Origin of the sequence: Polaribacter dokdonensis, assembly GCF_024362345.1 — a bacterium.
In the GTDB taxonomy this organism is placed as follows: domain Bacteria; phylum Bacteroidota; class Bacteroidia; order Flavobacteriales; family Flavobacteriaceae; genus Polaribacter; species Polaribacter dokdonensis.
The window spans coordinates 2,379,351-2,405,918 of sequence record NZ_CP101505.1 but is presented as its reverse complement, the minus strand read 5'-3'; the positions used below and the strand labels follow the sequence as shown (position 1 = coordinate 2,405,918).

At 30.3% G+C, this 26,568-nt stretch carries 22 protein-coding genes and 1 tRNA gene; 9 read left to right on the top strand and 14 right to left on the bottom strand.

The window, feature by feature from the left end:
- Window positions 1-53 precede the first annotated feature (53 nt).
- From pdeM to LPB302_RS10660, 8 genes are all read right to left on the bottom strand, one after another.
- Complete coding sequence (gene pdeM / locus LPB302_RS10695; protein WP_053973556.1) at window positions 54-716, bottom strand: ligase-associated DNA damage response endonuclease PdeM; 663 nt, start codon at window positions 714-716, stop codon at window positions 54-56.
- Window positions 713-3,157 carry a ligase-associated DNA damage response DEXH box helicase gene (locus LPB302_RS10690; RefSeq protein WP_255164344.1) on the bottom strand — a complete coding sequence of 815 codons (2,445 nt, stop codon included), beginning with the start codon at window positions 3,155-3,157 and terminating at the stop codon, window positions 713-715. Before LPB302_RS10690 ends, pdeM begins: the two co-directional genes overlap by 4 nt.
- A 4-nt stretch (window positions 3,158-3,161) precedes the next feature.
- Window positions 3,162-4,748: an ATP-dependent DNA ligase gene (locus tag LPB302_RS10685; protein ID WP_053973557.1), complete on the bottom strand. Its 1,587-nt coding sequence runs from the start codon at window positions 4,746-4,748 to the stop codon at window positions 3,162-3,164.
- 2 nt (window positions 4,749-4,750) lie between these two features.
- Window positions 4,751-5,770 carry a ligase-associated DNA damage response exonuclease gene (locus tag LPB302_RS10680; RefSeq protein ID WP_053973558.1) on the bottom strand — a complete coding sequence of 340 codons (1,020 nt, stop codon included), beginning with the start codon at window positions 5,768-5,770 and terminating at the stop codon, window positions 4,751-4,753.
- A 70-nt stretch (window positions 5,771-5,840) separates the two neighbouring features.
- Complete coding sequence (locus LPB302_RS10675; RefSeq protein WP_053973559.1) at window positions 5,841-6,239, bottom strand: VOC family protein; 399 nt, start codon at window positions 6,237-6,239, stop codon at window positions 5,841-5,843.
- 98 nt (window positions 6,240-6,337) lie between these two features.
- Complete coding sequence (locus LPB302_RS10670) at window positions 6,338-6,859, bottom strand: DUF421 domain-containing protein (protein WP_053973560.1); 522 nt, start codon at window positions 6,857-6,859, stop codon at window positions 6,338-6,340.
- A gap of 80 nt (window positions 6,860-6,939) precedes the next feature.
- Entirely contained in the window at window positions 6,940-7,608 is a 669-nt protein-coding gene (locus LPB302_RS10665; protein WP_053973561.1) for a bifunctional 4-hydroxy-2-oxoglutarate aldolase/2-dehydro-3-deoxy-phosphogluconate aldolase, read from the bottom strand.
- A gap of 12 nt (window positions 7,609-7,620) precedes the next feature.
- A complete protein-coding gene (locus tag LPB302_RS10660; RefSeq protein ID WP_015481768.1) occupies window positions 7,621-8,667 on the bottom strand; it encodes a sugar kinase in 1,047 nt (348 codons plus the stop codon).
- Between the two features lie 140 nt (window positions 8,668-8,807).
- Between LPB302_RS10660 and LPB302_RS10655 the strand changes: the two genes are divergently transcribed.
- On the top strand, window positions 8,808-9,833 hold the full coding sequence (locus tag LPB302_RS10655; protein WP_053973562.1) for a LacI family DNA-binding transcriptional regulator: 1,026 nt from the start codon (window positions 8,808-8,810) through the stop codon (window positions 9,831-9,833).
- A 50-nt stretch (window positions 9,834-9,883) separates the two neighbouring features.
- On the opposite strand, the gene LPB302_RS10650 is transcribed toward LPB302_RS10655, so the two are convergent.
- Window positions 9,884-9,955: transfer RNA gene (locus LPB302_RS10650), tRNA-Gln, on the bottom strand.
- A 171-nt stretch (window positions 9,956-10,126) separates the two neighbouring features.
- Between LPB302_RS10650 and LPB302_RS10645 the strand changes: the two genes are divergently transcribed.
- Window positions 10,127-13,246 carry a glycosyltransferase family 117 protein gene (locus LPB302_RS10645; protein ID WP_053973563.1) on the top strand — a complete coding sequence of 1,040 codons (3,120 nt, stop codon included), beginning with the start codon at window positions 10,127-10,129 and terminating at the stop codon, window positions 13,244-13,246.
- Between the two features lie 55 nt (window positions 13,247-13,301).
- Here the strand turns inward: LPB302_RS10645 and LPB302_RS10640 are convergent, their stop codons facing one another.
- Both LPB302_RS10640 and LPB302_RS10635 read right to left on the bottom strand, forming a co-directional pair.
- Entirely contained in the window at window positions 13,302-13,595 is a 294-nt protein-coding gene (locus LPB302_RS10640; protein WP_053973564.1) for a thioredoxin family protein, read from the bottom strand.
- 86 nt (window positions 13,596-13,681) lie between these two features.
- Window positions 13,682-14,905: a metallophosphoesterase gene (locus LPB302_RS10635; protein WP_053973565.1), complete on the bottom strand. Its 1,224-nt coding sequence runs from the start codon at window positions 14,903-14,905 to the stop codon at window positions 13,682-13,684.
- 102 nt (window positions 14,906-15,007) lie between these two features.
- Here LPB302_RS10635 and LPB302_RS10630 point away from each other — a divergent pair, with 102 nt between their 5' ends.
- The 3 genes from LPB302_RS10630 to LPB302_RS10620 all read left to right on the top strand — a co-directional run bounded on the left by LPB302_RS10630 (window position 15,008) and on the right by LPB302_RS10620 (window position 19,489).
- Window positions 15,008-15,835, top strand: coding sequence for a sterol desaturase family protein (locus LPB302_RS10630; protein WP_053973566.1), 828 nt, complete (start codon window positions 15,008-15,010; stop codon window positions 15,833-15,835).
- A gap of 47 nt (window positions 15,836-15,882) precedes the next feature.
- Window positions 15,883-18,720 (top strand): DNA polymerase I, encoded by a 2,838-nt coding sequence (gene polA / locus LPB302_RS10625; RefSeq protein ID WP_053973567.1) that lies wholly within the window; start codon window positions 15,883-15,885, stop codon window positions 18,718-18,720.
- A gap of 142 nt (window positions 18,721-18,862) precedes the next feature.
- Window positions 18,863-19,489, top strand: coding sequence for a LamG domain-containing protein (locus LPB302_RS10620; protein ID WP_074613516.1), 627 nt, complete (start codon window positions 18,863-18,865; stop codon window positions 19,487-19,489).
- A gap of 74 nt (window positions 19,490-19,563) precedes the next feature.
- Here the strand turns inward: LPB302_RS10620 and LPB302_RS10615 are convergent, their stop codons facing one another.
- Window positions 19,564-20,265 (bottom strand): hypothetical protein, encoded by a 702-nt coding sequence (locus LPB302_RS10615; RefSeq protein ID WP_053973569.1) that lies wholly within the window; start codon window positions 20,263-20,265, stop codon window positions 19,564-19,566.
- A gap of 162 nt (window positions 20,266-20,427) precedes the next feature.
- Between LPB302_RS10615 and LPB302_RS10610 the strand changes: the two genes are divergently transcribed.
- From LPB302_RS10610 to LPB302_RS10600, 3 genes are read left to right on the top strand one after another with little or no spacing between them, the layout of a single operon-like run.
- Window positions 20,428-22,104, top strand: coding sequence for an RluA family pseudouridine synthase (locus tag LPB302_RS10610; RefSeq protein WP_053973570.1), 1,677 nt, complete (start codon window positions 20,428-20,430; stop codon window positions 22,102-22,104).
- Between the two features lie 36 nt (window positions 22,105-22,140).
- Window positions 22,141-23,097 (top strand): L-threonylcarbamoyladenylate synthase, encoded by a 957-nt coding sequence (locus LPB302_RS10605; protein WP_053973571.1) that lies wholly within the window; start codon window positions 22,141-22,143, stop codon window positions 23,095-23,097.
- 35 nt (window positions 23,098-23,132) lie between these two features.
- Window positions 23,133-24,761 carry an FAD-dependent oxidoreductase gene (locus tag LPB302_RS10600; RefSeq protein WP_053973572.1) on the top strand — a complete coding sequence of 543 codons (1,629 nt, stop codon included), beginning with the start codon at window positions 23,133-23,135 and terminating at the stop codon, window positions 24,759-24,761.
- Between the two features lie 2 nt (window positions 24,762-24,763).
- On the opposite strand, the gene LPB302_RS10595 is transcribed toward LPB302_RS10600, so the two are convergent.
- Window positions 24,764-25,108, bottom strand: a complete 345-nt coding sequence (locus LPB302_RS10595; protein WP_053973573.1) for a phage holin family protein — start codon at window positions 25,106-25,108, stop codon at window positions 24,764-24,766.
- 60 nt (window positions 25,109-25,168) lie between these two features.
- Window positions 25,169-25,801, bottom strand: coding sequence for a leucyl/phenylalanyl-tRNA--protein transferase (gene aat, locus LPB302_RS10590; protein ID WP_053973574.1), 633 nt, complete (start codon window positions 25,799-25,801; stop codon window positions 25,169-25,171).
- Between the two features lie 124 nt (window positions 25,802-25,925).
- On the opposite strand from aat, the gene LPB302_RS10585 reads away from it, so the two are divergent.
- The gene (locus tag LPB302_RS10585; RefSeq protein WP_053973575.1) at window positions 25,926-26,552 is read left to right on the top strand and encodes a YqaA family protein; all 627 of its coding nucleotides are present in this window, start codon (window positions 25,926-25,928) and stop codon (window positions 26,550-26,552) included.
- The last annotated feature ends 16 nt before the right edge of the window (window positions 26,553-26,568 follow it).

The window sequence follows — 26,568 nt, the reverse complement described above, 5'->3', positions numbered from 1 at the left end:
ATTTTTAATATTGATGGTTCTTCTTTAAAAAAATCTAACATATTTCTAATAAGTTATAGTTCAAAAATTCCATCATCTGTAAAACAATAATTTTTACAATTTTTAGGCGCACTTCTGGTATTTAAACCTGTAAACAAACTAAATGCGGGTAAGATTAATTGATTGTTTGTAACCTGAAAACAAGGTAATTTTATACGTTGTCTACCTTTACCTTTTATAAAAACCCCTGGGTGTGTATGCCCAGAAATTGTAAAAAAATCATTAGAAGGTTCTTCAAAATCGTGCACAAACTTTAAGCAATTTAAGAATAAATCTTTTTTAAAAACTTCAATTTGAAACTGATCATAAATTGCGTTCGAAAATCGGTCATGATTCCCTTTTATCAATTGAATTTTTAAATTTGAAAATTGTACTAGCCAATTTTTAAATTCATCTAAATCAGAATTATATCCTGCATGAAATAAATCACCAACAATAATTAAATTTTCTGCATTAAAGTGCTCAATAAGCTGTTTTAAGCGTTCTAAATCTGTGGTTAAAACATTTTTAGGAATTGGAATTCCGCTTTTTTGAAAATGTGCAGATTTACCAATATGCAAATCACTTAAAATTAAACTTTTTTGGGTTTTCCAATAAATAACACGTTGATTGGTTAACTCTAAAACCTCATCATTACATGGTATTGTTTTAGAAATAATCGAAATGTTTTGAATCATTTTAAAGCCTGCTTTTGTATACGCTCTATACGTTTACTTAAATCTTCATTACTCATTGTACCTCTTAAGCTATCTACTTTTAAAGGAAAGCTCAAAGGTGTAAAATTACGTGCTTTTTTTAAAATAATTTTACTGTTAGAAATACGTTGAAAAGCAGCTTGTAAACGTACTTTTTCTAGCTCATAATCAAAAACCTCATTATAAGCCTGTTTCAATAATAAATTAGAAGGTTCATAATCATTTAAAACCCTAAAAATTAAACCAGATGATGATTGTAAACTCTTATTTGTTTTACGATTTCCTGGTTGTGTTTGTATAACTAAACCTGCAACAACTGCAATATCTCTAAATTTACGAGAAGCCATTTCACTTGCATTTATACTGGCTGTAACATCTTTAATTAAGTTTTCTTTAGAAAAAATAGCATTCATATTATCTTCTGTTAACGGAATTTCTTGATCGCTCAACAACTCAAAACCATAATCGTTCATGGCAATTGTAAACGTTAACTTTTTAATTTGACTAATTCTATAAGCAATTAAAGAAGCCATGATTTCATGCACCAATCTACCCTCAAAAGGATAGGCAAACAAATGAAAACCCTCTTTGGTTTCAATCATTTCTATTAAAAACTCATCATGTCTTGGTATGTGAGAATTTGCTTCTTGTCTTTTTAATAATGGGTGTAAGAACTTCAATTCTTTTTCCCTGTTGTTTGGTGTTAAAGCTTCACTTAATTTTAAACGTAAGAAATGTGTTAATCCAGAAGTTAAAGGCAGTCTTCCACCCATCCAACTTGGTGTTATTGCTTTTTTCTTTTTACTTCTTTTTACTAAGACTGTCATGTCTTTTATTTGTTGAATTTCTACAACTTTACCACCTAAAACAAAAGCATCACCTTTTTTTAGTTTTGAGATAAAATACTCTTCAACCATACCAATATAACCACCAGAAAAGAATTTTACAAACAACATAACTTCGCTAACAATTACACCAATATTCATTCTGTGATTCATTGCTATTCTCCTACTTTTTACTCTGTAAAAGCCATCATCATCTAAGACTACTTTATGAAACTCTTCGTAACTTTTTAAGGTATTTCCTCCTTGGGTTATAAAATGTATACACCAATCAAATTCTTCTTTGGTCAAAAAATGAAAAGCATGAATTTGTTTGATAAACTCATAAGTTTCTTCTGGTTTAAAACCTTCACCAACTGCTAGTGTTACTAAAAATTGTACTAAAATATCATAGGTTAATACATAAGGTTGCCTAGCTTCTATTTCGTTTTGTTTTACGGCTTCTTTTACAGCTGCAACTTCTATTAATTGTAATGAATGTGTAGGAACTGCATACATTTTTGAGGTTTCAAAAGGCGAATGCCCACTTCTACCTGCTCTTTGCATAAAACGTGCTATTCCTTTAGCAGAACCAATTTGAATTACACAATCTACTGGTTTAAAATCTACACCTAAATCTAAAGAAGAAGTACAAACTACTGCTTTTAATAACCCTTTTGAAATGGCTTCTTCAATCCAATTACGTTGTACTTTATCTATAGAACCATGATGAATTGCAATTTGACCAATTAAATCTGGCTCTTCATCAATAATTATTTGATACCAAAGCTCACTTTGATTTCTAGTATTTGTAAAAATTAAAGTGGTTGTATTTTCATAAATAATAGGAATTATTTTAGAGCTCATTTGTTTGCCTAAATGACCTGCCCAAGACAATTCTTCTACTTGATCTGGCAATAAAGAAGTAATTTTGATTCTCTTCTTTTCTTTAGCACGAATCATAGTTGTTTTAACCTCATAAGGAATTAAAACATCTTTGGCTTCTTCTAAATTACCAATGGTTGCTGAGATTCCCCAAATTCTTAATGATGGTGATAGATTTCGAATTCTGGCAATTGCTAGTTCTGTTAACACACCACGTTTTGAACCTAACAATTCATGCCACTCATCAACAGCAATACAGTTTACGTTTTTAAACCATCTTGAATTTTTTTTCTGAGAAAAAAGTAAGTGTAATGTTTCTGGAGTTGTTAGTAAAACATCTGGCATTAAACGTTCTTGACGTCTTCTATCTTTGGTTGGTGTATCTCCATTTCTAACCTCAACAGCCCAATCTAAACCAATTTCTTCTACAACATCATTCATGGCTTTTGCCAAGTCTTTGGCTAAAGATCTTAAAGGACTAATCCATATTAATTTTAATCCTTTTTTATACTTATTAGGATGATTTAAATAATCGATAACAACACCTAAAAAAACAGAAAACGTTTTTCCAAAACCTGTTGGTGCTACAACCATTCCACTAAAATTATTATGAAAACGTTCCCAAGTTTGCGATTGAAAACTAAAAGGTTCATGACCTTTTTCTTCCATCCAATTTTGAATGATTTGGTAACCTTGGGTTTGTTTAAAATTGCTCAATTTTCTAGTTTGCTTCAATTAATGCTTTTACACTTTCTATGGTATCAATATCTTTTACAGTTTTATCTTTTCGCCAACGTTTCATTCTTGGAAAACGAAGTGCAACTCCACTTTTATGACGTTTACTATAGGCAATACCTTCAAAAGCAATTTCGAAAACTAACTCAGGTTTTACAGTTCTAACAGGCCCAAATTTTTCGATGGCATTTTTATTTACCCATCTAGAAATTTCGGTAATTTCTTTATCTGTTAAACCTGAATATGCTTTGGCTACAGTTACTAATTTATCATCATTTTGAACTGCAAATGTATAATCTGTGTATTTAGAGCTTCTTCTTCCACTACCTTTTTGCGCGTAAATCATTACAGCATCTATTGTTAAAGGATCTACTTTCCATTTCCACCAATCGCCTTTTTTACGACCTACATGATATATAGAAGATTTCTTTTTTAGCATTAAACCTTCTGAATTAAAACTTCTTGCTGCATTTCTTAAATCATCTAATTCGTTCCAATTCTTAAAATTGATAACCTCAGATAATTTAAGCATATTACTTTTATTTTGTTGAAATAAAGCCTCTAATCTTAAGCGTCTATCAGCTATAGATTTTTCACGTAAATCTATGCCATCAATTTCTAAAATATCATAAATATATAAACCAACAGGTACTTCTTCTAGTAATTTTTTAGTTACATTTTTACGATTTAAACGTTTTTGTAAATCATTAAAAAGCAATACTGCACTGTCTTTTATGGCTAAAATTTCTCCATCAATTACAAAACTACCTTCCAATTGTAATACTGCTTCTACAATTTCTGGAAATTGTTGCGTAACCAACTCTTCTCCTCTAGACCAAATAAAAACCTCATCTTCTCTTTTAATAATTTGTCCACGAATTCCATCCCATTTGTATTCTACTTGCCAATCATTTTCATCACCCAAATTTTCTAAATCTTTTTCTAAAGCGTAAGCCAAGCAGAAAGGATAGGGTTTAGAATTGTCGTAATTAATGTGTTCTCCACTCAACAATTCATCAAAAGTGATGGTGTCTGGAGTCCAATTACCAATGATACTGTGCATTAATTGGTTGGCATCTATACCTGATAATTTTGCCAATGCATTTACTAGTGTTTTTTTAGAAACTCCAATTCTAAAACTACCACCAATTAGTTTATTAAAAATTAAACGCTCTTGAGCTTTTAAACCATTCCAAGCATTTAAAACATATGCTTTCTTTTCTTCGTCTGTTTTTGATTTTAGATTGATTAGTTCATCAATCCAAACATGTAGTGCTTTTTCAATTTCATTTTCAGGATTTGGTAAAAGCAAAGCAATGGTTTCTCCTAAATCTCCCACAGAAGAATAGCTTTCTAAAAAAAGCCATTCAGGAAGTTGCGTAATTTCCATCACCCAACCTTTCATTAAATTTGATTTTACAGGTCTACTTGGTCTTTTACCTGTAAACAATGCAATTAGCCACAATTTATCTTTGTCTGGAGCAGTTTTAAAATAACTAACCAAAGCTTCAATTTTAGCATTGGTTTTATTGGTGATTTCTATAGCACTTATTAAATTAGAAAAGTCTTTCATAGCTAAGCAGTTTCAGTTTTTAAAGTGTCTTGCTTTGCCAATTCATCTTCTCCATATTCTGTTTTTAGTTCATGAGCCTCTATACCAATTTCATTTAAATATTTAGAAAACACAGCCTGGGAACCATGAGTAACATATACTTTTTCTGCTTCTGTGGCTTTAACTGCTTCTAGTAAACCATCCCAATCTGCATGATCACTAACAGCAAATCCTGCATCAACTCCTTTCCATCTTCTATTTCCACGAATATGCATCCAACCAGAACAAATAGCTGTGGCTGCATTTGGAATTCTTTTTAGCATTTTAGAACCCAATAAAGCTGGTGGAAGAATTACAATTTTATTTTGAATGTCTTTTTTATCGAAATCTGGTTTTATTAAGGTAGTTTCTGGAATTATTATTCCTGAATCTGAGATAGCATTATTTAAATTATTAATTGCTGAGTGCACAAAAACATCATCTACACCTTCTACCAATTTCATAATTCTTTGAGCTTTACCCAAACTGTATCCTATAAAAACACTGGTTCTATTATTTTGTTGATTTTGTAATATCCAATTTTGTAATTCAGCTTGTAAATCTAATTCGCTTTTCCATTTATAAATAGGCAACCCAAAAGTACTTTCAGTAATAAATTCGTTACATTTTACAGGTTCAAAAGGCACAGAAATAAAATCGGGTTGCGTTTTATAATCACCAGAAAAAACAATTACATATCCTTTATGTTCTAAACGTATTTGTGCAGAACCAATGATATGACCTGCTGGATGGAAGGAAACTTGAACCCCATTTATCATTTTAGGCTCATTATAACCCATACTTTCAATAGAAATGTCTTGGCCAATTCTGTGTTTTAGAATGGCTTTAGAATCATTATGACATAAATAATGCTTGTTACCCCATCTTGCATGATCTGCATGACCATGAGAAATAATAGCATAATCTACAGGAAACCATGGATCTAAATAGAATTTACCTGGAATGCAATAAATACCTTTTTTTGTGAACTTTATAAACTTCAAAGTGTAGATTTTAGTAAAGATAAAAAATGGATTGCAGTTCCCTACAATCCATTTTTATTTATAGTTAATTTTAACAGTTGCAATTTACCATCCAACTAATTCCATATTTATCTGTACATCTACCAAAATAACCCCATTCTCTTTCTGTAAAATTGTGGTGAGTTATCCCTTCTTTTGATAGGTTATTAAAAACATCTTCTGCTTCATTTTTATCTGTTAAATCTACACTTATACTTATGGTGTTACCATTATTTAATGGTGTATCTGGTGCTGCATCATAAGCCATTAAGTGTATACCTTTACCTTTTAATTCTGCATGCTGTAGTTTTTTTCTATAGTTTAATGGAACATCAATCTTTTTATCTTCATAAGTTTCTTTGTTCTTAACATCTGCATTAAATAACTCTCCATAAAAATTTAATGCTTCCTGACATTTTCCATCAAATGCTAAATAAGCTTGTACCTTCATTTTTCAAATTTTTTGTTGTTAATACTCGTTTACACAAAATTAACTGTACATTGAAAAATAAATTTGCTGATTTACTATTATTGATAACTCAATTGATATTATTTTTTGGATACGCCTTCTAACAACCAGTCTTCAATTTCTTCCTTTCCACTTGAATGAAGCACAGAAATATCTCCAGTAGATTCAAAAACAACAGCTTTAACTTCAGATAATCTTATAACATTTGCTTCTCTCAACTTACCTCTTAAATCGCTTTCTGTAACCTTGGCTTTTTTTAAATTATCCCAAAGGATGGTTTCTTTATCCATTAGCAATAATGGAGAGTTATCTACTACTTTATTAACAATATTAAATCTTCTTAAAAAGGCTGTTATTGCTTGCAATAAAAAGATACAAAGAAGACCAAATAAACCATCAAACAATGGTACAGATTTGCTTAGAAGTGTAGAAGCTATAACACTACCAATTGCTATTGTACAAGCAAAATCGAAACTAGACATTTTAGAAAAGCTTCGTTTTCCAAAAATTCTAGTTAAAAATATTATTGCAAAATAAACTGCAATTGTAGAACTTAAAATAAACTTTAGGTTGATGCTATTTGTGTAAATCCATTCTTTCATTTGATATCTTTTTACACAAAAATAAAAAACTCCAACTTTTAAGTTGGAGTTTTTCGCGTTTTAAATAATCAAATAACTGACTAGCTCCTTAAATCTTTTATGATATCTAAGGCTTGCTTCGTCATACTTTCAATTTTATCTAAATCAAAATTACCATTAGCGTCTTTTGCTATTAATTTTGATCCCATTCCAACACAAGTAACACCTGCATTGAACCATCCTTCTAAATTTTCTCTTGTTGGAGAAACACCACCTGTTGGCATAATGCTCGTCCATTGACAAGGTCCTTTTATTGCTTTTACGAAGTCTGGACCGTAAATTCCACCTGGAAATAACTTTACGATTTCACATCCTAATTCTTCTGCTCTTGCAATTTCTGTTAAAGAACCACAACCTGGAGACCATAGTACTTTTCTTCTGTTACAAACCAAAGCAATATCTTCTCTTAAAACTGGAGTAACAATAAAATTTGCACCATTTTGCATGTATAAAGAAGCTGCTGCTGCATCTGTTACAGAACCAACACCCATAATCATACCTGGTAATTCTGCAATTGCATATTTTGTTAATGCTGTAAAAACTTCTAAAGCAAAATCACCACGTGCTGTAAATTCTAATAATCTTGCACCACCATCATAACAAGCTTTTAAAACCTTCTTACTTACTTCTATATCACTATTAAAAAATAAAGGCACTAAACCTGTATCTTTCATTACTTGAGCTACTTCTAATCTTGAATATTGTGCCATAATTTCTTGGTTTTATCTTGCTACTCTACCAGAAGCATCACCTCCCATTAATTTTTCTACTTCAGAAACTGTAACTAGGTTAGCATCTCCTTTAATTGTATGTTTTAAACATGAAGCTGCAACTGCAAAGTCTAATGCATTTTGATCATCTTCTGGGTATTTTAATAATCCGTAGATTAAACCTCCCATAAATGAATCTCCTCCACCAACTCTATCTACGATATCTGTAATTTGGTATTGACGAGTTTCGTACATTTTAGAACCATCATATAAAACTCCAGCCCATGTATTGTGCGAAGCAGAAATAGAACCTCTTAATGTAGTAATTACCTTTTTAGCTCTTGGAAACTTTTCCATCATTTGTTTACAAACAGATAAGAAAGCTTCTGCTTTTACATCATGCCCATGTTTATGAACGTCTAAACCTTCTGGATGTATACCAAAATGCTTTTCTGCATCTTCTTCATTACCTAAAATAATATCACAATAAGAAGTAATTTCTGTCATGATTTTTTCTCTATGAGCATCATCACAATATGTCCATAATTTTGCTCTATAGTTTAAATCTGTAGAAATAGTAACACCTTTTGCACTTGCTGCTTTTACTGCTTCTAAACAAACATCTGCTGCTCCTTGAGAAATTGCAGGTGTAATACCTGTCCAATGAAACCACTCTACACCTTCAAAAACGCTATCCCAATCTATCATTCCAGATTCAATTTCTGAAATTGCAGAATGTGCTCTATCATAAACTACTTTAGAACCTCTAGATACAGCTCCTGTTTCTAAGAAATAAATTCCCAAACGATCTCCACCATAAACAATCTTATCTACACCAACTCCTCTTTTTCTCATTTCCATCATTGCACACTCACCAATGTCATTTTTTGGTAAACGTGTTACGAAGTCTACATCAACACCATAGTTTGCTAATGAAACTGCTACATTAGATTCTCCTCCACCATAAACTACATCAAAGTTATTTGCTTGTGAAAATCTTAAAAATCCTTGTGGAGCTAATCTTAACATGATTTCTCCAAATGTTACTACTTTTCCCATGAAATATTATAAAATTTAATTTGGTTAAACGTTTAACCAGTGTTTCAAAATAAAATCAAAACCTATATTTTACTATTTGTTTTGATTCTAACCTTTCAAACCGTACTTTTGTTTAAACGATTAAGCAAATATATATAAATTTGGCGAAAAAAAACAAAACTACCATAAAAGATATAGCAAATGTCTTAAATATCTCTACTGCAGCAGTTTCTAAAGCATTGCATAATGATAGCAGAATTAGCGATAAAACTAAGAAAGCTGTAAGACAAGTTGCTGAAAACTTAAATTATCAGCCCAATCATTTAGCAAGTGCTTTACGAAGTGGAAAAAGCAAACTTATTGGAGTTATTGTGCCAAAAACGAATAGTAATTTCTTTTCATCTGTAATTCATAATATAGAAGAAGGCTTAAATACAGAAGGTTATAATATAATAATTACACAATCTAACGAATCTTATAAAAAAGAATGTGCAAATATAGATGCTTTACTTTTTACACAAGTAGATGGCATCATAGCTTCAATGGCAAATGAAACTGTAGATTTAGCTCATTATGAAAAAATCAAAGCTGCTGGCATCCCTTTAATAACTTTTGATAGAGGTGAAAACGACTTAAATGTAGATTATATTGGGATTGACGACTACAATAGTAGTCATATAATTGTAGATCATTTAGTAGAGCAGGGTTGTAAAAGAATTGCACATATTGGTGGTTTTAAAAGAACCCGAATTTATAATAACAGAATTAGAGGGTATATAGATGCTTTAAAAAAGCATAATTTACCACTAGATAAAGAATTGCTTATAGAGAGTAATTTAACCAAAGAAGATGGTAAATTAAAAATGCAAGATTTATTAAATCTAGAAAACAGACCAGATGCTGTTTATGTTGCTGGAGATTATGCTGCTTTAGGAGTATTAGAGCTTATAAAAGAACAAAATATTTCTATTCCTGATGAAATTGCTTTAGTTGGTTTTGGAAATGAACCCTTTACTGACATGGTTAGTCCTAAAATTACTAGTGTAAATCAGCATAGTTATGAAATTGGAAGAATAGCTGCTAAAACATTTTTGGAGTATAAAGATCAAGATCAATTAAACCAAACTTTGAAGAAAAACATTTTAGAGGCAGAACTTATTGTGAGAGCTTCATCTAAACGAAAATAAAGAACATAAAAAAAAGCAACTAAAGTTCTTTCGAAAATTAGTTGCTTTTGTTGGCCTACAAGGACTCGAACCTTGAATGTCGGTACCAAAAACCGGTGTGTTACCAATTACACCATAGGCCAATGCTTTATTGAGGGTGCAAATTTAAAGTAAAGTTTTAAATTCACAAACATTTTTTTAAAAATTTTACTTTTAACAAACTTTTATGAGGAATTAGTCATTTAGAAAATAGCACAAAACCTTCTTTTTTTCATATTTATTAGTACATTCGCTAAGATATTATTACTTGAAAAATGACAGTAGAAAATTATAAAAAATGGAACATCATTTTAGGATGGGTTACATTTGCAATTGCCTTAATAACTTATAGTTTAACTTTAGAACCAACTGTAAGTGCTTGGGATGTTGGAGAATATATAGCCACCTCTGTAAAATTGGAAGTAGGTCATCCTCCAGGAGCTCCTCTTTTTCAAATGTTAGGGGCATTCTTTGCAATGTTTACTACTGACGTTACTCAGATTGCAAAAATGGTAAACTTTATGTCTGCCTTAGCTAGTGCTTTTACCATTCTTTTTATGTTTTGGACCATTAGTAATTTGGCTCTAAAACTATCTGCAAAAACAGGTAATATTTCTAAAGGTAAAAGAATTGCTGTCTTAGGTAGTAGTTTAGTTGGGTCTCTTACTTACACATTTTCTGATAGTTTCTGGTTTAGTGCTGTAGAAGGTGAAGTGTATGCCATGTCATCATTTTTAATGGCCCTTTTATTTTGGTTAGGTTTAAAATGGGAAAGTGAAATTCATACACCAAGAGGAAACAAATGGCTTGTACTTATTAGTTTTGTAGTTGGTTTATCTTTTGGGGTTCACATACTTTCCTTGTTGGTTATTCCTGCAATTGTTATGTTATATTTCTTTAAAACCTATAAAAACATCAATTTAAAAACCTCTGCAATTGCTACTGTTTTTTCGGTTTTTGTTTTAATTTTAGTATTTAAATTTATATTCCCTTTTACACTAAAATTCTTTAGTGCTTCAGAATTATTCTTTATCAATTCTGTAGGTTTACCTTATAATTCTGGTAGTATTATTGCAGCAATTATCTTAGTGGCACTTTTCTTTTTTGGTTTAAAATTTACTAGAAAGAAAAATAAGCTTACTGCAAACACTTTAATTTTATCATTATTATTTATTGTTATTGGTTTTTCTTCTTGGATGATGCTTCCAATAAGAGCGAATGCCAATACTACTATTAATGAAAATAATCCTTCCAGTGCTCGTGAATTATTAGCCTATTATGAGCGTGAACAATATGGAGATGCTAATGTTTTTTATGACACATATTATTCTAATAAATACAGTGATGAAAGAGACAGAGATAACCCAACTAGAGATGACAAACCAAAATACGAAAAGAAAGATGGTAAGTATGTTATTGTAAATGTTTACAAAGATGTATTGCCTAATTATTCTGATAAACATAAAGGATTTATTCCTAGAATGGTTAATCCATCATCAGAAGAAAAATATAAAGCTATTGCAGGCATTCCACAAAACAGCCAAAGAAGACCAACTTTTGCAGAAAACATAAAGTTTATGGTTAGCTACCAGTTTGGCTATATGTATGGACGCTATTTTATGTGGAACTTTGTAGGTCGTCAAAATGATACACAAGGTAGATTAGACATTTTTAATGGAAACTGGTTAAGTGGAATTGATTTTATTGATGAAGCAAGACTTGGGTCTCAAGAAATGTTACCTTGGCAAGTACTCTTAAATAAAGGAAGAAACACCTATTTTTTTCTACCTCTTTTATTAGGATTGGTAGGTTTATTCTTTCAAATTAAATGGGATAAACGAAACTTCTTTACCCTATTTTTATTCTTTGCTTTCACAGGTTTTGCAATTATATTTTACACAAATCCTAGACCTTTTGAACCAAGAGAAAGAGACTATGCTGTTGTTGGTAGTTTTTACATTTTTGCAATTTGGGTAGGTTTTGGTGTATTAGCCTTGTATGAATATTTAAAAAACTTTGCAACTCGTAAAAAAGTAGCAATTGCAGTAACTGCTGCTTCTTTACTGACAGTACCAGTATTAATGGCGTATCAAAATTGGGATGATCATGATAGATCTAACAGGTACACCACCCATTTAAATGCACAAGCCTATTTAGAAAGTACAGACCCTAATGCAATTATGTTCACCATTGGTGATAATGATACTTTTCCTCTTTGGTATATGCAAGAAGTAGAAGGTATTAGAACCGATGTTAAATTGGTCAATACAAGCCTTTTTCAAACAGATTGGTACATAGACCAAATGAAGAAGAAAAGTTATGATGCAGATCCAATTCCATCAGAACTAACACATGATGAGTATAAGTATGGGACATTAGATGTTGCCTACTACTTTCAAGAATTATTTCCTCAATTAAAAGATTCGGTTCTAGATCTAAAAGATTTTATGAAATGGATTAGAAGTGATAGTAAACGAACTTTTTACGATTTAGATGAAGATGGTAATCCTGAAAAAATATTACCAACCAATAAAATTCGTATTCCTGTTAATAAAGAAAACGTATTAAAATATGGTATAGTAGCTCAAAAAGATGCAGATAAAATTGTGCCTTATATAGATATAACTATAGATAGAGCTATTGCCAAAAACACAATTTTAATGTTAGACATTCTAAATAATTTCAATTGGGAAAGACCAATTTATTTTACTGGAGGTTCTAATACAAATAGCGAATATATTTGGCTTAAAGATTATCTACAATTAGATGGTGTTGCCTTTAAACTAGTGCCAATTAAAACGCCAACAAAAGTGTACAATGAAAATGGGCAAGTGGTTCGTGAACTTACCCTTTTTGATATTGGTAGAATAGACACCGAAAAAATGTATAACAACATCCAAAAATGGGATTGGAGAAACATTAACGATGGTAAAATCTATTTAGATGAGCAGACAAAAAGAAATGTTATTTCTTTAAGAAATAGTCTTATGCGTTTATCTGCAGCACTTGCTGAAGAAGGTGATACAATTAAGGCTATTGAAGTTTTAGATTTATCATTAGAAAAAATGCCTATAGAAGATTTTGATCATTATAGTTTATCTATGGAGTATCCAGAAATGTATTACAAACTAGGAGAAGTTAAAAAAGCGAGAAAAAATGCAGAAGACTTAATTCGCTTATTTAAAGAAAAATTAGTTTGGTTTAGCACTTTTTCTTCTGAAGATTTTGACATTATTTTCGAAGAATTTGATGTTACCTTCAGGTATCTTTATAGAGGAATAATTGATCAAGTATCACAATATGATACAGATCAAGAATTCATAAAAGAGCTACAAGATGAATTTAATAAAACACTAAATCTGTTTCAGCATATAATGCCACAAGATGCAGAATAAACAAAAAACCGCAAACGTAAAGTTTGCGGTTTTTTTTATAAAATAATATTATTTCTTAAACGTATTTCTGAACTAAACCAATTAAGGTATTAGCGTCTTGAAAACCTGTTTGACGCCATTTCATTTCTCCATTTTTATAAATCATAAAAGTAGGATTACCTTTAACTCTTAAAGCGTCTGCTAAAGTTTCATTTTTTTTGATATCAATCTTAATTACCTTAGCTCTATCACCTAAAGCTGCAGCTACATCTCTTAAAGTATCTACTGTGTTTTGAACATCATCCCAATCTTGATAAAAATCGATTAAAACTGGTTTTTCAACACTAATTAATTCTCCAAATTTTGTCATAACAGTATTTTCTTAAACTAAAAAAATAAGATAATTTTTGTATCTATTGCTACAAATATAGCAAATCTAATTAAATTAGCTGATAATCAGGCTTTTTTCAATTCTATCACAGTAATTTCTGGCCAAATACCTACTCTACCTGGAAATGCATGATAGCCAAAACCTCTATTCACATTTATAAATCTACCAAACTCCTCATACAATCCTGCCCATTGTTTGTAAACGTATTGAGAAGGACTCCATTTTAAAAACCCAGGAATTTCAATTCCCATTTGCAAACCATGCGTATGTCCACTTAAAGTTAAATGATAATTAAAATCATCTTTCTTAACTTTTTCTTGCCAGTGACTAGGATCATGACTCATTAAAATTTTAAAATCGTCTTTCTGAACTCCTGCAGACGCTTTTTCTAAATCTCCTGCCTGATTAAATCCTCTACCCCAATTCTCCACTCCTAGAAGCGCAATCTTATCTCCATTTTTTTCAATGTATCTATGCTCATCTAACAATAAATCAAAACCAATTTTTTGATGAATGTTTTTTACTTTCTCAAAATTATCAATTTTATCCTGAGGGGTTTTCCAATCCATATAATCTCCATAATCATGATTCCCTAAAATTGCATATTTACCTTCTTTTGCAGATAGTTTATCAAAAACATCAATCCAATCATCCATTTCATCTGCTTTATTATTTACAATATCACCTGTAAACAATAACAAATCTGATTGTTGTTCATTGATTAAATCTACTCCATATTGAATTTTTTCTCTATTCGTAAAACTACCTGAGTGAATATCTGAAATCTGAGTAATGGTATAACCATCAAAAGCAGCTGGTAAATCATCAAATGATAATTGATATTTTATTACTTTGTAATTATATTTCCCTTGTATAATTCCATATATAAAAGACACAAATGGAATGGCTGCAATACCTAAAGCCAACTGAGAAATAAACTTTCTTCTACTAGGAATCGATTTTGTTTCTCCACTAGAAACCAGAGAAATCAACTTTACAATCCATCTATAAATATCCTCTCCAAATAGAAAAATTATAACAACCAATTTAGGAATGGCAAAAGTTAGCATTAAGCCCATTGCCATTTGAAACTGTGGGGTTTGTCCATTTCCTCTATCATAAGTTAACATTGTAATAAAAAAGTTGATATAGACTGCAGCACTAATTGCTAAAAATGAAAAACGAACCCACTTATTTTTAGAGATTGTTTTAAAAGCTTGAAAAGTATATATCTCTACTGCAACTATTACAATTACTAAGATTATTAAAGGTATTAACCAACGAGGCATAGAAGTTGTTTTAAAACGAACAAAGATAACTGTTAAAAAACGATTGATTTTTAACAACTTGTTAAAGTTTTTCTTAGTTTTATAACATTAATATTCAATTAAATGGATGCAATTGTTACTTTTTTCGAAAACTTAACCAGTGTACAAAAACTAATATGGATTGTAGGTTGCCTATCTGTATTTTGGATTTTAGAAGGTGTTTATCCTCTTAAAAAACATAAATACAATAAATGGGAACATGCAAAAACTAACTTTGTTTTGTTAGGATCTACAATTTTAATAAATGTCATTTTCGGTTTAATAACAGCTGGTATTTTTCTTTGGCTAGACACTAACAACTTTGGCTTATTAAATTTAGTTGATTTTCCTGTTTGGGTAGAAATTATTTTAGCCATTATGATTTTAGATTTTATGTCTCAATATGTAGTGCATTTTATGTTGCACAAAATACCTGTTATGTGGCGTTTTCACACAGTACATCATAGTGATAGGCATGTAGATGTTACCTCTGGCACAAGACATCATCCAATTGATTTTATTTTTAGAGAAACTTTTGCGTTGTTAGGTATTATAATAGCTGGCTTACCTTTAGCTTATTATTTAATTTATAGAATATTAACTGTACTTTTTACCTATTTTTCTCATGCAGATATTCAACTTCCTCTTTGGTTAGATAAAGCTATTAGTTATGTGTTTATTTCTCCAAATACACATAAATTCCATCATCATCATGTAATGCCATGGACAGATACCAACTTTGGAAATATCTTTTCTTTCTGGGATCGAATTTTTGGCACATTCATTTACGAAGACACCAATGATATTGTTTATGGAGTAGATATTTTAGATGCAGAAAAGTCAGATGATGTACTTTATCAACTGAAAGCTCCTTTTCAAAAAGGACTAAAATCGGCAGAATATAAAGGGTAATTTATTTTTGTTTTTTGTAGTTTTATCTTTTAAGAAAGAAAGATAAAATGGCAGATCAAAAAAGACTATTTCTAGTTGATGCTTACGCATTAATATTTAGAGGATATTACGCATTTATTAAAAACCCAAGAATAAATTCTAAAGGCTTAGACACTTCTGCTATTATGGGTTTTATGAACTCACTTTTAGATGTTATCAAACGTGAAAGACCAGATCATTTAGCAGTTTGTTTTGATAAAGGTGGTAGTGCAGACAGAGTGAAGATGTTTCAGGAATACAAAGCCAACAGAGATGCTACTCCAGAACCAATTACACAAGCAATACCATATATCTGTAGTATATTAGAAGCCATGCACATACCAATTATGGTTAAAGAAGGTTTTGAAGCAGATGATGTTATTGGTACACTTTCTAAACAAGCAGAAAAAGAAGGTTATAAAACCTTTATGGTTACACCAGATAAAGATTTTGCACAATTAGTATCTGAAAATATTTTTATGTACAAACCACGTTTTGGAGGTGGTTATGATATTTGGGGAGTGCCTGAAGTTTTAGAGAAATTCCAAGTTACAGATCCTTTACAAGTCATAGATTTTTTAGGAATGATGGGTGATTCTGCAGATAACATTCCTGGTTTACCTGGAGTTGGAGAAAAAACCGCAAAGAAATTTTTAGCTCAGTTTGGTTCTATGGAAGGCTTATTAGCTAACACAGATCAGCTAAAAGGTAAAATGAAAGAAAAGGTTGAAGCAAATGGCGAACTTGGTCTACTTTCTAAAAAGTTAGCTACAATTATGTTAGATGTGCCTGTTACTTTTAATGCTAAAGACTTTACTTTAGATCAGCCAGATGTAGAAAAAGTAAAAGAAATTTTTAATGAATTAGAGTTTAGACAACTATTAACCAATTTCTTAAAAACATTTGCCACAGAAACTACAACCAACGCTTCTGATAATTCATCAAAAAATACAGATACTCCCAAAAAAGCAGCCACAAATGCAGAAGGTCAGTTCGATTTATTTGCAGCTCCTGGTTCTGGGAGCATAACTCAAGAAGAAAGTTTATCTGGGTTTAAAACTATAGAAAACACTAATCATTTTTATCAACATATAGATAGTGTTTTATCACGTAAATTATTAATTAAAAAATTAATGCAACAAAATTCTGTTTGTTTTGATACTGAAACTACTGGTTTAAAAGCGTTAGAAGTTGAGTTAATAGGAATTGCGTTTTCATACGAAAATGGTAAGGGATATTATGTTTCATTTCCAGAAAATCAAGAAGAAACTAAAACTATCTTAGAAGAATTCAGGCCATTTTTTGAAGCTGAAACAATAGAAAAAGTTGGTCATAATTTAAAATACGACATTAAAGTATTATCAAACTACAACATGCCTGTCAAAGGTAAGCTGTTTGATACCATGATTGCTCATTATCTAATTAATCCAGATATGAGGCACAATATGGATGTTTTGGCTGAGACGTATTTAAACTATCAACCTGTTTCAATAACAGAATTGATTGGTAAAAAAGGTAAAAATCAACTTTCTATGAGAGTTGTACCTATTAAAGACCAAACAGAATATGCTGTTGAAGATGCAGATATTACTTATCAATTAAAACAACATTTTACAAAAGAGTTAGAAAGTGGCAATGTTACTGAACTTTTTAATAACGTAGAATTGCCTTTAGTTTCTGTTTTAACAGCTATGGAAATTGAAGGGATTAATGTTGATACAAAATTTTTAAAACAACTTTCTACAGCTTTAACTGATGATATCAACAGATTAGAAAAAGACATTTACGAACAAGCAGGAGAAGAATTTAATATTGCATCTCCTAAACAATTAGGTATTGTTTTGTTCGAAAACATGAAATTGGTAGATAAGCCTAAAAAGACAAAAACGGGTCAGTATAAAACTGGTGAAGACATCTTATCATTCTTGGCAAAAGACCATAAAATAATTAGAGACATTCAAGAATACAGGCAATACAAAAAACTGCAAAGCACATATGTAGATGCCTTACCTAATGAAATCAACCCAAAAACAGGTAGAATTCATACACAATACATGCAAGCTGTGGCTGCAACTGGTAGATTGAGTTCAAACAATCCAAACTTACAGAACATACCTATTAGAACAGAAAGAGGACGTGAAGTGCGTAAAGCATTTGTGCCTAAAGATGATAATTATGTATTACTGGCTGCAGATTATAGCCAAATTGAATTACGAATTATTGCTGCTTTAAGTAAGGAAGAAACCATGATTAATGCTTTTAAAAATGGCGAAGACATTCATGCTTCTACAGCTGCTAAAGTTTTTGGGGTTGATATAAAGGATGTTACTCGTGAACAAAGAAGTAATGCTAAAACTGTAAACTTTGGTATTGTTTATGGGGTTTCTGCATTTGGTTTAAGCAACCAAACAGATTTAAGCAGAGGTGAAGCAAAAGAATTAATTGACACCTACTATGAAACCTATCCTAAATTAAAAGCATACATGTCTGCTCAAGTAGATTTTGCAAGAGAACATGGTTATGTAGAAACTGTTTTAAACAGACGTAGGTATTTAAAAGATATTAATTCTAGAAATGCTATGGTTAGAAGTGGTGCTGAAAGAAATGCTGTAAATGCACCAATACAAGGTTCTGCAGCAGATATTATAAAACTAGCAATGATTAACATTCATAAACGATTTTTGAAAGAAGGTTTTAAATCTAAAATGTTATTACAAGTTCATGATGAATTGGTTTTTGATGCTCATAAAGACGAATTAGAAATTATTAAACCAATCATAAAGGATGAAATGGAAAATGCTTTTAAAATGACTGTTCCATTAGATGTAGAAATGGGAATTGGACAAAATTGGCTACAAGCACATTAATATTATTGAAAATAATAGCCTACCAAACAGAGTCAATTTATCAATCGATGTTATGAATTATAAATTAAAAAGAATATACTTTATAATATTCATATTTACTTTGATTTCTTGTAGTTCAACTAAAAATCTAAAAACGGAAAATTTGATTTTTATAGAAAACTTTAACAACCAAAAAACCTTTAGCGATAATTGGATAAATAACTCTTGGAAAAGTCCTGCTACTTATTTAATAGAGGATGAAAATTTAAAACTTTCTACAAGACCAAATTCTAAAGATCGAGTAAAAATTAGAAGCAAAAAAAAATTTACAACTGGTAGCTATACTTGGCGAATTTTAATACCTGAATTTACACTCTATGAGCAAGTTAGTGTTGGTGCCTTTTTATACCATAATGAAAAGAAAGAGTTTGAGTTTGATTTCGAAATTGGTTCAGGCAAAAGAAAACTAAGAGAAAAACTTCAATTAAACAACAATGAGGCACTAGTATATTGTGTATCTCAATTTGAACCTTCAAACTCAAGTCAATATAAAGTAAAAATGAGCAGTTATGCTAGTTTTAAAATGGAATTAATTGATAATAAAGGCTTGTATTTTGTAAAATGGTATATTAATAATATTTTGGTGAAAGAATTGCAAACAGAGGTAAGCAGCAATATTGAATTTAAAGTACATTGTAGTTTAGAAAACCTCTCTTTTATGGGAGATAAACCTTCTGAAAGAAAAAATACGGTTTGGTTTAATAGTTTTCAATACAAAAAGATTGAATAACAAAAGAGGTAGATTAAAATCTACCTCTTTTCTTCTCTTTCTCAATTTTTATTTCTTTTTCTAAGCGAATTGTATTATTTATTTTCTACAATTTTATCCATCTTTTTAATTTCTTCATTGTATTCTTCAATTGCAGCTTCAATTTTTCCTTTTTTAAATTCTTCATTGAATTCTTCAATTGCACTTTCATGAATTTTTACATATTGCTGAACAGTTTCATCTAATTCTTCTTTTAAATCATCAAATTTCTCTGTTAACTCTTCTAAATTTTCTTTCATTTCATTTTCAGAAGCATTAGCATCTTCAATCAATTCTAAATATTCTTTCTGAACATCAGCTACATCTTCCATAACTTCTTCTGTCTTTAACCAAGCAGGAATTGAATTTCCTAAATTGGCTATTCTATAATTCATGTTTTTAACACGTTGAGCAGTAGTAATATATTTTGCTTTTCTAATTTCTGCAAGTTCATAATTTACTACAGTATAATCTCTCCAATCATCAAAACCAGCAATACCATTTGCATCTAAATCATAAACAATTGGTTCTTGCTTTTCTCTCATTTTATAAGTTCTGGTTTTAACCTCAACTTCTGCCAATTCTTTAGAATCCATATCAGAATTTACATCAATTTTGTCTTCCTCTACTTCTACAACCTCAATTACTTCTTCATTATTAGTGTTATCTTTTTTTACATCACAAGAAACCATCATAAAACTTGTTACAGTTAAAACAGTTGCGAATAATTTTATTGATTTCATTTTTATCGTTTTCATAATTCTCTATTTTGTTTGATACAAATCTAGTAGAATAGCAAACCTTAGCTTAACGCAATAAAAGTAAATTTTAACTCTATGAATAAATTGGGAGTTCTATAATTTGCTGTTTAATCTAACAATTAAATAGTACTAAACTAAGTATCTTTGCCCACGAATACTATGATACCAAAACATTTTCATTTTTTTAAAAAGGATATTTCTGATATTGAATTACCAGAGAAATTTACATTTCCTTTTTATTATCAACCACATGCTTTAGCAATAATTGCATCTAAAGAATTACAAGGTTATTTAAAATATAAAACCGATTTTAAGCACAATTTTGGACTAAATGAGGATCATCTAGAGAATGCCATTGGTAAAATGTTTGGAGTTTTAGTAGTACAAAATGCCGAAAATCAAATTGGGTATTTAGCATCATTTTCAGGTAAATTACAAGACAAAAGTTTACCCGAAAAATTTGTTCCTCCAGTTTTTAACATGAGAACTGAAGGTAGTTTCTACATTAAAGGAGAACTAGAAATTGACGCAATAAATGCACAGTTAACCGAGATTCATAAAAACCCAGATTATAAAGAATACTTAAAAAAACTAGAAGATTTAGAAAATACAATTGTAAAAGATTTAGACTATCAACGTAAAAAAATAAATAAAGCAAGGTCTTTAAGAAAGCAAAAAAAGAAAGAAGCTAAAAAATCTTTAAATATTTTAGACTATCAAAATCTAGAAAAATCTTTAAAACAAGAAAGTTACAATCAGCAGTTTTTTTACAAAGAATTAGTAGCTTATTATGATGATAAACTACATAATTTAAAGAAAAAAGTAAACTTTTACACCAAACAAATAGAGGTTTTAAAAAGTGAACGAAAAGAAAAATCAAATTTCTTACAGCAAACACTTTTTAGTAAATATGCATTTTTAGACAAGGATAAAAACTTAAAAAGTTTATTGGATATTTTTAATGATCCAGATTTGCAACCTCCTGCAGGTTCAGGAGAATGTGCTGCTCCTAAATTACTACAGTATGCTTTTGCTAATCATTTAAAACCCATTTGCATGGCCGAGTTTTGGTGGGGAATTTCACCAAATTCAGCTGTTAGAAAACATCAAAATTATTATCCTGCCTGTCAAAGTAGATGCAAGCCTATTTTAGGGCATATGCTTAAAGGCACAACTATGGATTCTAATGTATTGTTAGAAAATTTATCAGCTGAAAAACAATTAGAAATTATTTTTGAAGACGATGATTTGATAATTGTAAATAAGCCATCAGAATTTTTATCTGTGCCAGGTAAAACCATTACAGATTCTGTTTATACAAGAATTAAAAAACAATACCCTAATGCAACTGGCCCATTAATTGTGCACAGGTTAGATATGTCTACATCTGGTATTTTAGTACTCACAAAAACCAAAGAAGCTAATAAAAAACTGCAAAGTCAGTTTATTAATAGAACAGTTAAAAAGAGATATATTGCTTTGTTAGATGGTCATTTACCTAAAGAAAGTGGTAAAATTAAATTGCCATTAAGAGTAGATTTAGATGATAGGCCAAAACAATTAGTAGATTTTATACATGGTAAAAATGCTGAAACAAGATGGACAGTAATCGCAAAAAAAGACAATAAAACTCGTGTTTATTTTTACCCAATAACAGGCAGAACTCATCAACTTAGAGTGCATGCAGCCCATAAAAACGGATTAAATACACCTATTATTGGAGACGACTTGTATGGTGAAAAATCTAACAGATTACATTTGCATGCAGAATACATTTCATTTTTACACCCAACAACGAATGAAAAAATGACATTTAAAGTTGATGCTGATTTTTAGAGTAATAAAAGTATTTTATATGTAATTTTGTGGCCCATGAGCATTATTTCTAAAGACATACAAAAAGCAATTTCTATATTAGAAAATGAAGAATTGGTTGCAATTCCTACAGAAACTGTGTATGGTTTAGCTGGTAATATTTATAGTGAAAAAGCGATTCAGTCTATTTTTGAAACCAAGCAAAGGCCTCTTTTTAATCCTTTAATAGTGCATATTTCTGGTTTAGATCAATTAAGCAAAATTGTTGATGAAATTCCTGAAAAAGCAAAACTGCTTGCAGAGAAATTTTGGCCTGGCTCTATGACTTTAGTCTTAAAAAAAAGTAAAAATATTCCAGATTTAATTACAGCTGGTAAAAATACTGTAGCTGTTAGAATTCCAAATCATAGCACCACTTTAGAACTATTAAGGAAACTATCATTTCCATTAGCTGCACCAAGTGCAAATCCGTTTAATAATATAAGTCCAACCAAACCAGAACACGTAGAACGTTACTTTAAAGATAAACTTAAAATGGTTTTAGATGGTGGAACTTGTAAAAACGGAATTGAGTCCACCATAATTGGTTTTGAGGCTGGTGAACCTATTATTTATAGATTGGGAGCTTTGGCTATAGAAGAAATAGAAAGTGTTGTAGGTTCTGTTGCTGTAATGAATGAAAAAGAGAAAAACCCAGATGCCCCTGGAATGCTAAAAAAGCATTATGCCCCAACTACTAAAACTATTTTAACTACAGCTATGGAAAGTGAAATTAAAAAGAATTCTGCTTCTAGAATAGGGGTTTTATCATTTTCTAAATCTTACAAAACCAAAATGGTTGCTGAAGAAATTATGCTATCTACTTCACTAGATTTACAAGAAGCAGCTTCTAATTTGTACGATGCTATGCATCAATTAGATCATTTAAATTTAGATGTAATTATTGTAGAAAAACTGCCAGATTTTGGTTTAGGAAAATCGATGAATGACAGATTAAAACGTGCTGCCTTTTAACATAATTGAGTTTCAAATATTCTATATTTGGAATTATGAAAGATTCAAGATTTCCAGAATTAAGCTACAACCAAATAAAAAAATTAGAAGAATTTGGTACTAAAGAAACCTGTAAAGAACAATGTACCTTATTTACTTCTGGCGATAAACAATACGATTTTTTTGTAGTTTTAGAAGGTAAAATTCGCATTTATGATGCCTACAATGATAAAGATATTGTGGTTCATAAAAAGTACGAATTTACAGGAGATAGTGGAATGCTTTCACATAGAGCTGCACAGTTTGATGCAATTGCTAAAAAAGGCACTAAAATTTTGCGCATAAAATCCGCTCAACTTAAAGAGGCAATTAGAAAGAATAGTGATTTAAGTGATGTTTTATTGGATGCTTTTCTATTAAGACAAGAAACTGTTTTAAATGAAATTGCTGGAGGGTTAAAGCTTGTTGGTTCAGGCAATTCTACAGAAACCTATGCTATTAGAGATTTTCTAGAAAAAAACCATATTTGGTATAATTTTATAGATATAGACACAAAAAAAGAAGCCAACGATTTATTAAAATATTTTGATTTATCTGAAAGTGATTTACCTTTTTTAATCAATAGAAATTCTAAAATTTGTAAAAATCCGTCTATAGAACAATTGGCAACTTATAGTGGAGTTCTAATGGATTTTGAGGATAAAATTTTTGATGTTCTGGTAATTGGAGCTGGGCCTTCTGGTTTGGCAGCGAGTGTCTATGCTGCATCTGAAGGATTAAGTGTTGTTACAATAGATAGTGAAGCTCCTGGAGGACAAGCAGGAAAAAGTTCTAAAATTGAAAATTATTTAGGGTTTCCAACAGGAATTTCTGGTAGTGAATTAGCTAACAGAGCTTACATCCAAGCCCAGAAATTTGGTTGTAATATATCCATTCCTCATAGAGCACAAAGTTTAGAGTATAACAAAGATCATTTTACGGTTTGTGCAACTAATGGTAAGCTCATAAGGTCTAAAGCCTTACTTATTGCAACTGGTGCTGCCTATAGAAAATTACCAATAGATAATGTAGAAGCATTTGAAGGTTGTGGCATTTACTATTCTGCAACTGGTATGGATGTTTCTAACTGCGAAAATCAAGAAGTGGTAATTATAGGTGGAGGAAATTCTGCAGGACAAGCAGCCATGTTTTTATCAAAAACAGCAAAGAAGGTACATATTGTTATTAGAGGAGAAGATTTAGGTGCAAAAATGAGTGATTATTTAGTACAAAGAATTAACGCCTCTAAAACTATAGATGTTCATATAAATACAGAAGTAACGAATTTAGAAGGTGATCATCATTTAGAGAAAATTACACTTACGACAAATGGTTCTGAAACCTCAGAAATAGAGACATCAAACTTATTTTCTTTCATAGGTGCTGCACCCAATACATCTTGGTTAAATGATATTATTGTTACAGATAAACTTGGCTTTATTTGTACAGGAGAATTATTAATCAAAGAGAATTTAACAGATTGTGATATTTATAAAAAACGAGAACCACAATCTTTAGAGGCTAGTATTCCAGGTATTTTTGCTGTTGGTGATGTACGTAAAGGTTCTGTAAAAAGAGTTGCTTCTGCTGTTGGAGAAGGTTCTATGGCTGTTAGCCAAATTCATACATATTTAAATGAATTGTAGTACTATTTTTTCTCTTTAAATAAAGAGAATAAGAATGATCTAAAGATTGATAATAGAATACTAAAAAACAGTGCAGCAAAGAAACCAGACACAGAAAAACCATCTACTAATTTATCCGCTAAAAGAATAATAATAGCATTAATTACAAATAAGAAGAGCCCAAAAGTTACCAATGTTGCAGGCAATGTAAAAAACACCAATAAAGGTCTTACAAACATGTTTAATAATGCAATAACCACAGCAACAATAATGGCAGATAAATATCCTGAAATTGCAACTCCAGGTAAAATATTAGACAACAAAATAACAGCTAAAGCTGTTAACAAAATTTTTAGGAAGGTATTCATAAGTTGGCTGATTAGAATTGCAATGTAATTATTTTTGATAAAATATTGAAATAAAAAAAATTAGTTTTTACTTTTTAATATTTTCAGAAAAACCTCTCTATCAATCTCTTTGGCTCCTAAACTTGCTAAATGAGGATTATAAACTTGGCAATCTATCAACTTATAAATTTTATTTTTCACTAAATGTATAAAGGCAAATTTAGAGGCATTAGATACTTTTGAAAACATACTTTCTCCACAAAAAATACCATTAATTTCTAAGCCATATAAACCACCAACTAAGTTGTTATTTTGCCAAACTTCTATAGATTTTGCTATTCCTTTTTTATGCAAATTAATATACGCTTCTTGCATTTCATTGGTAATCCAAGTACCTAAACCATCATTTCTATCGATGGTTTTACAATTGAAAATCACCTCTTCAAAATTCTGATTTTCAGTAATTGTAAACACGTTCTTCTTTATTAGCTTTTGCATAGATTTAGACACTTTTAAATCTTTTGGATACAATACCATTCTTTTTAGAGGACAATACCAAACAATAGGTTCATCTTCTGAAAACCAAGGAAAGATTCCATTTTTATAAGCAAAAATTAGTCTTTCAATGGATAAATCTCCACCCAAAGCTATAATTCCATCTTTGGTAGTGTATGCGTAATCAGGAAATTGAATTTTGTCTGAAAGCCAAATCATCTTAAAAATCTAAGTATTACGAATTTACTATTTACAAAGGAATGGTTTAATTTTGATTTTAACTTAAAATTTAGAGATTATTGCATTATTTTTGCAAACTGTTTTGAAGAGAGGAAAGAATTAAATGGCAAAAAGACAAAAAAGACAAAAATCAAAAACAAAAAGATTTAAGTTAACTCATAAATATTATGAGAGAACTGGATTTTATTCGTTTGTTGGTAAAAATTTAAAAAGTGCAATTCTGCCTATTTTAGGAGTTATTCTTTTAATTTTTCTTTTCAATAAATATGTCTATAATATAAATGATGGTTTGCGTCATTTTACAGAAACATTTTCTAGAGGTACTGTTTTAGTTACTTTCTTCTTATCAGAATGCTTGTTAGGATTAATTCCGCCAGAAATTTTTATAGCTTGGACAAAGAAAACTGATGACCCAATTATAAACTTATCCATCTTAGCAGTTTTATCTTATTGTGGTGGTTTAATTTCTTACTTTATTGGTAAGTATATTTCAAAAATAGAAAAAGTAAGGTTGTATTTAGAAGTTAAAATGGCTAAGAGTTTACAGAACATTAAAAAATGGGGTGGCGTTTTAATTTTAGTAGGTGCACTTTTACCTTTACCATTTGCAATTGCATGTTTAACTGCAGGTATGATTAAGTACCCTTTTAAAAATGTTGTATTCTTTGGTTTATTTAGATTGGCTAGATATGCCATTTATGGTTGGGCAATTTTTAAAGTGGTGCATTAAAACCTTACCTTTGTTG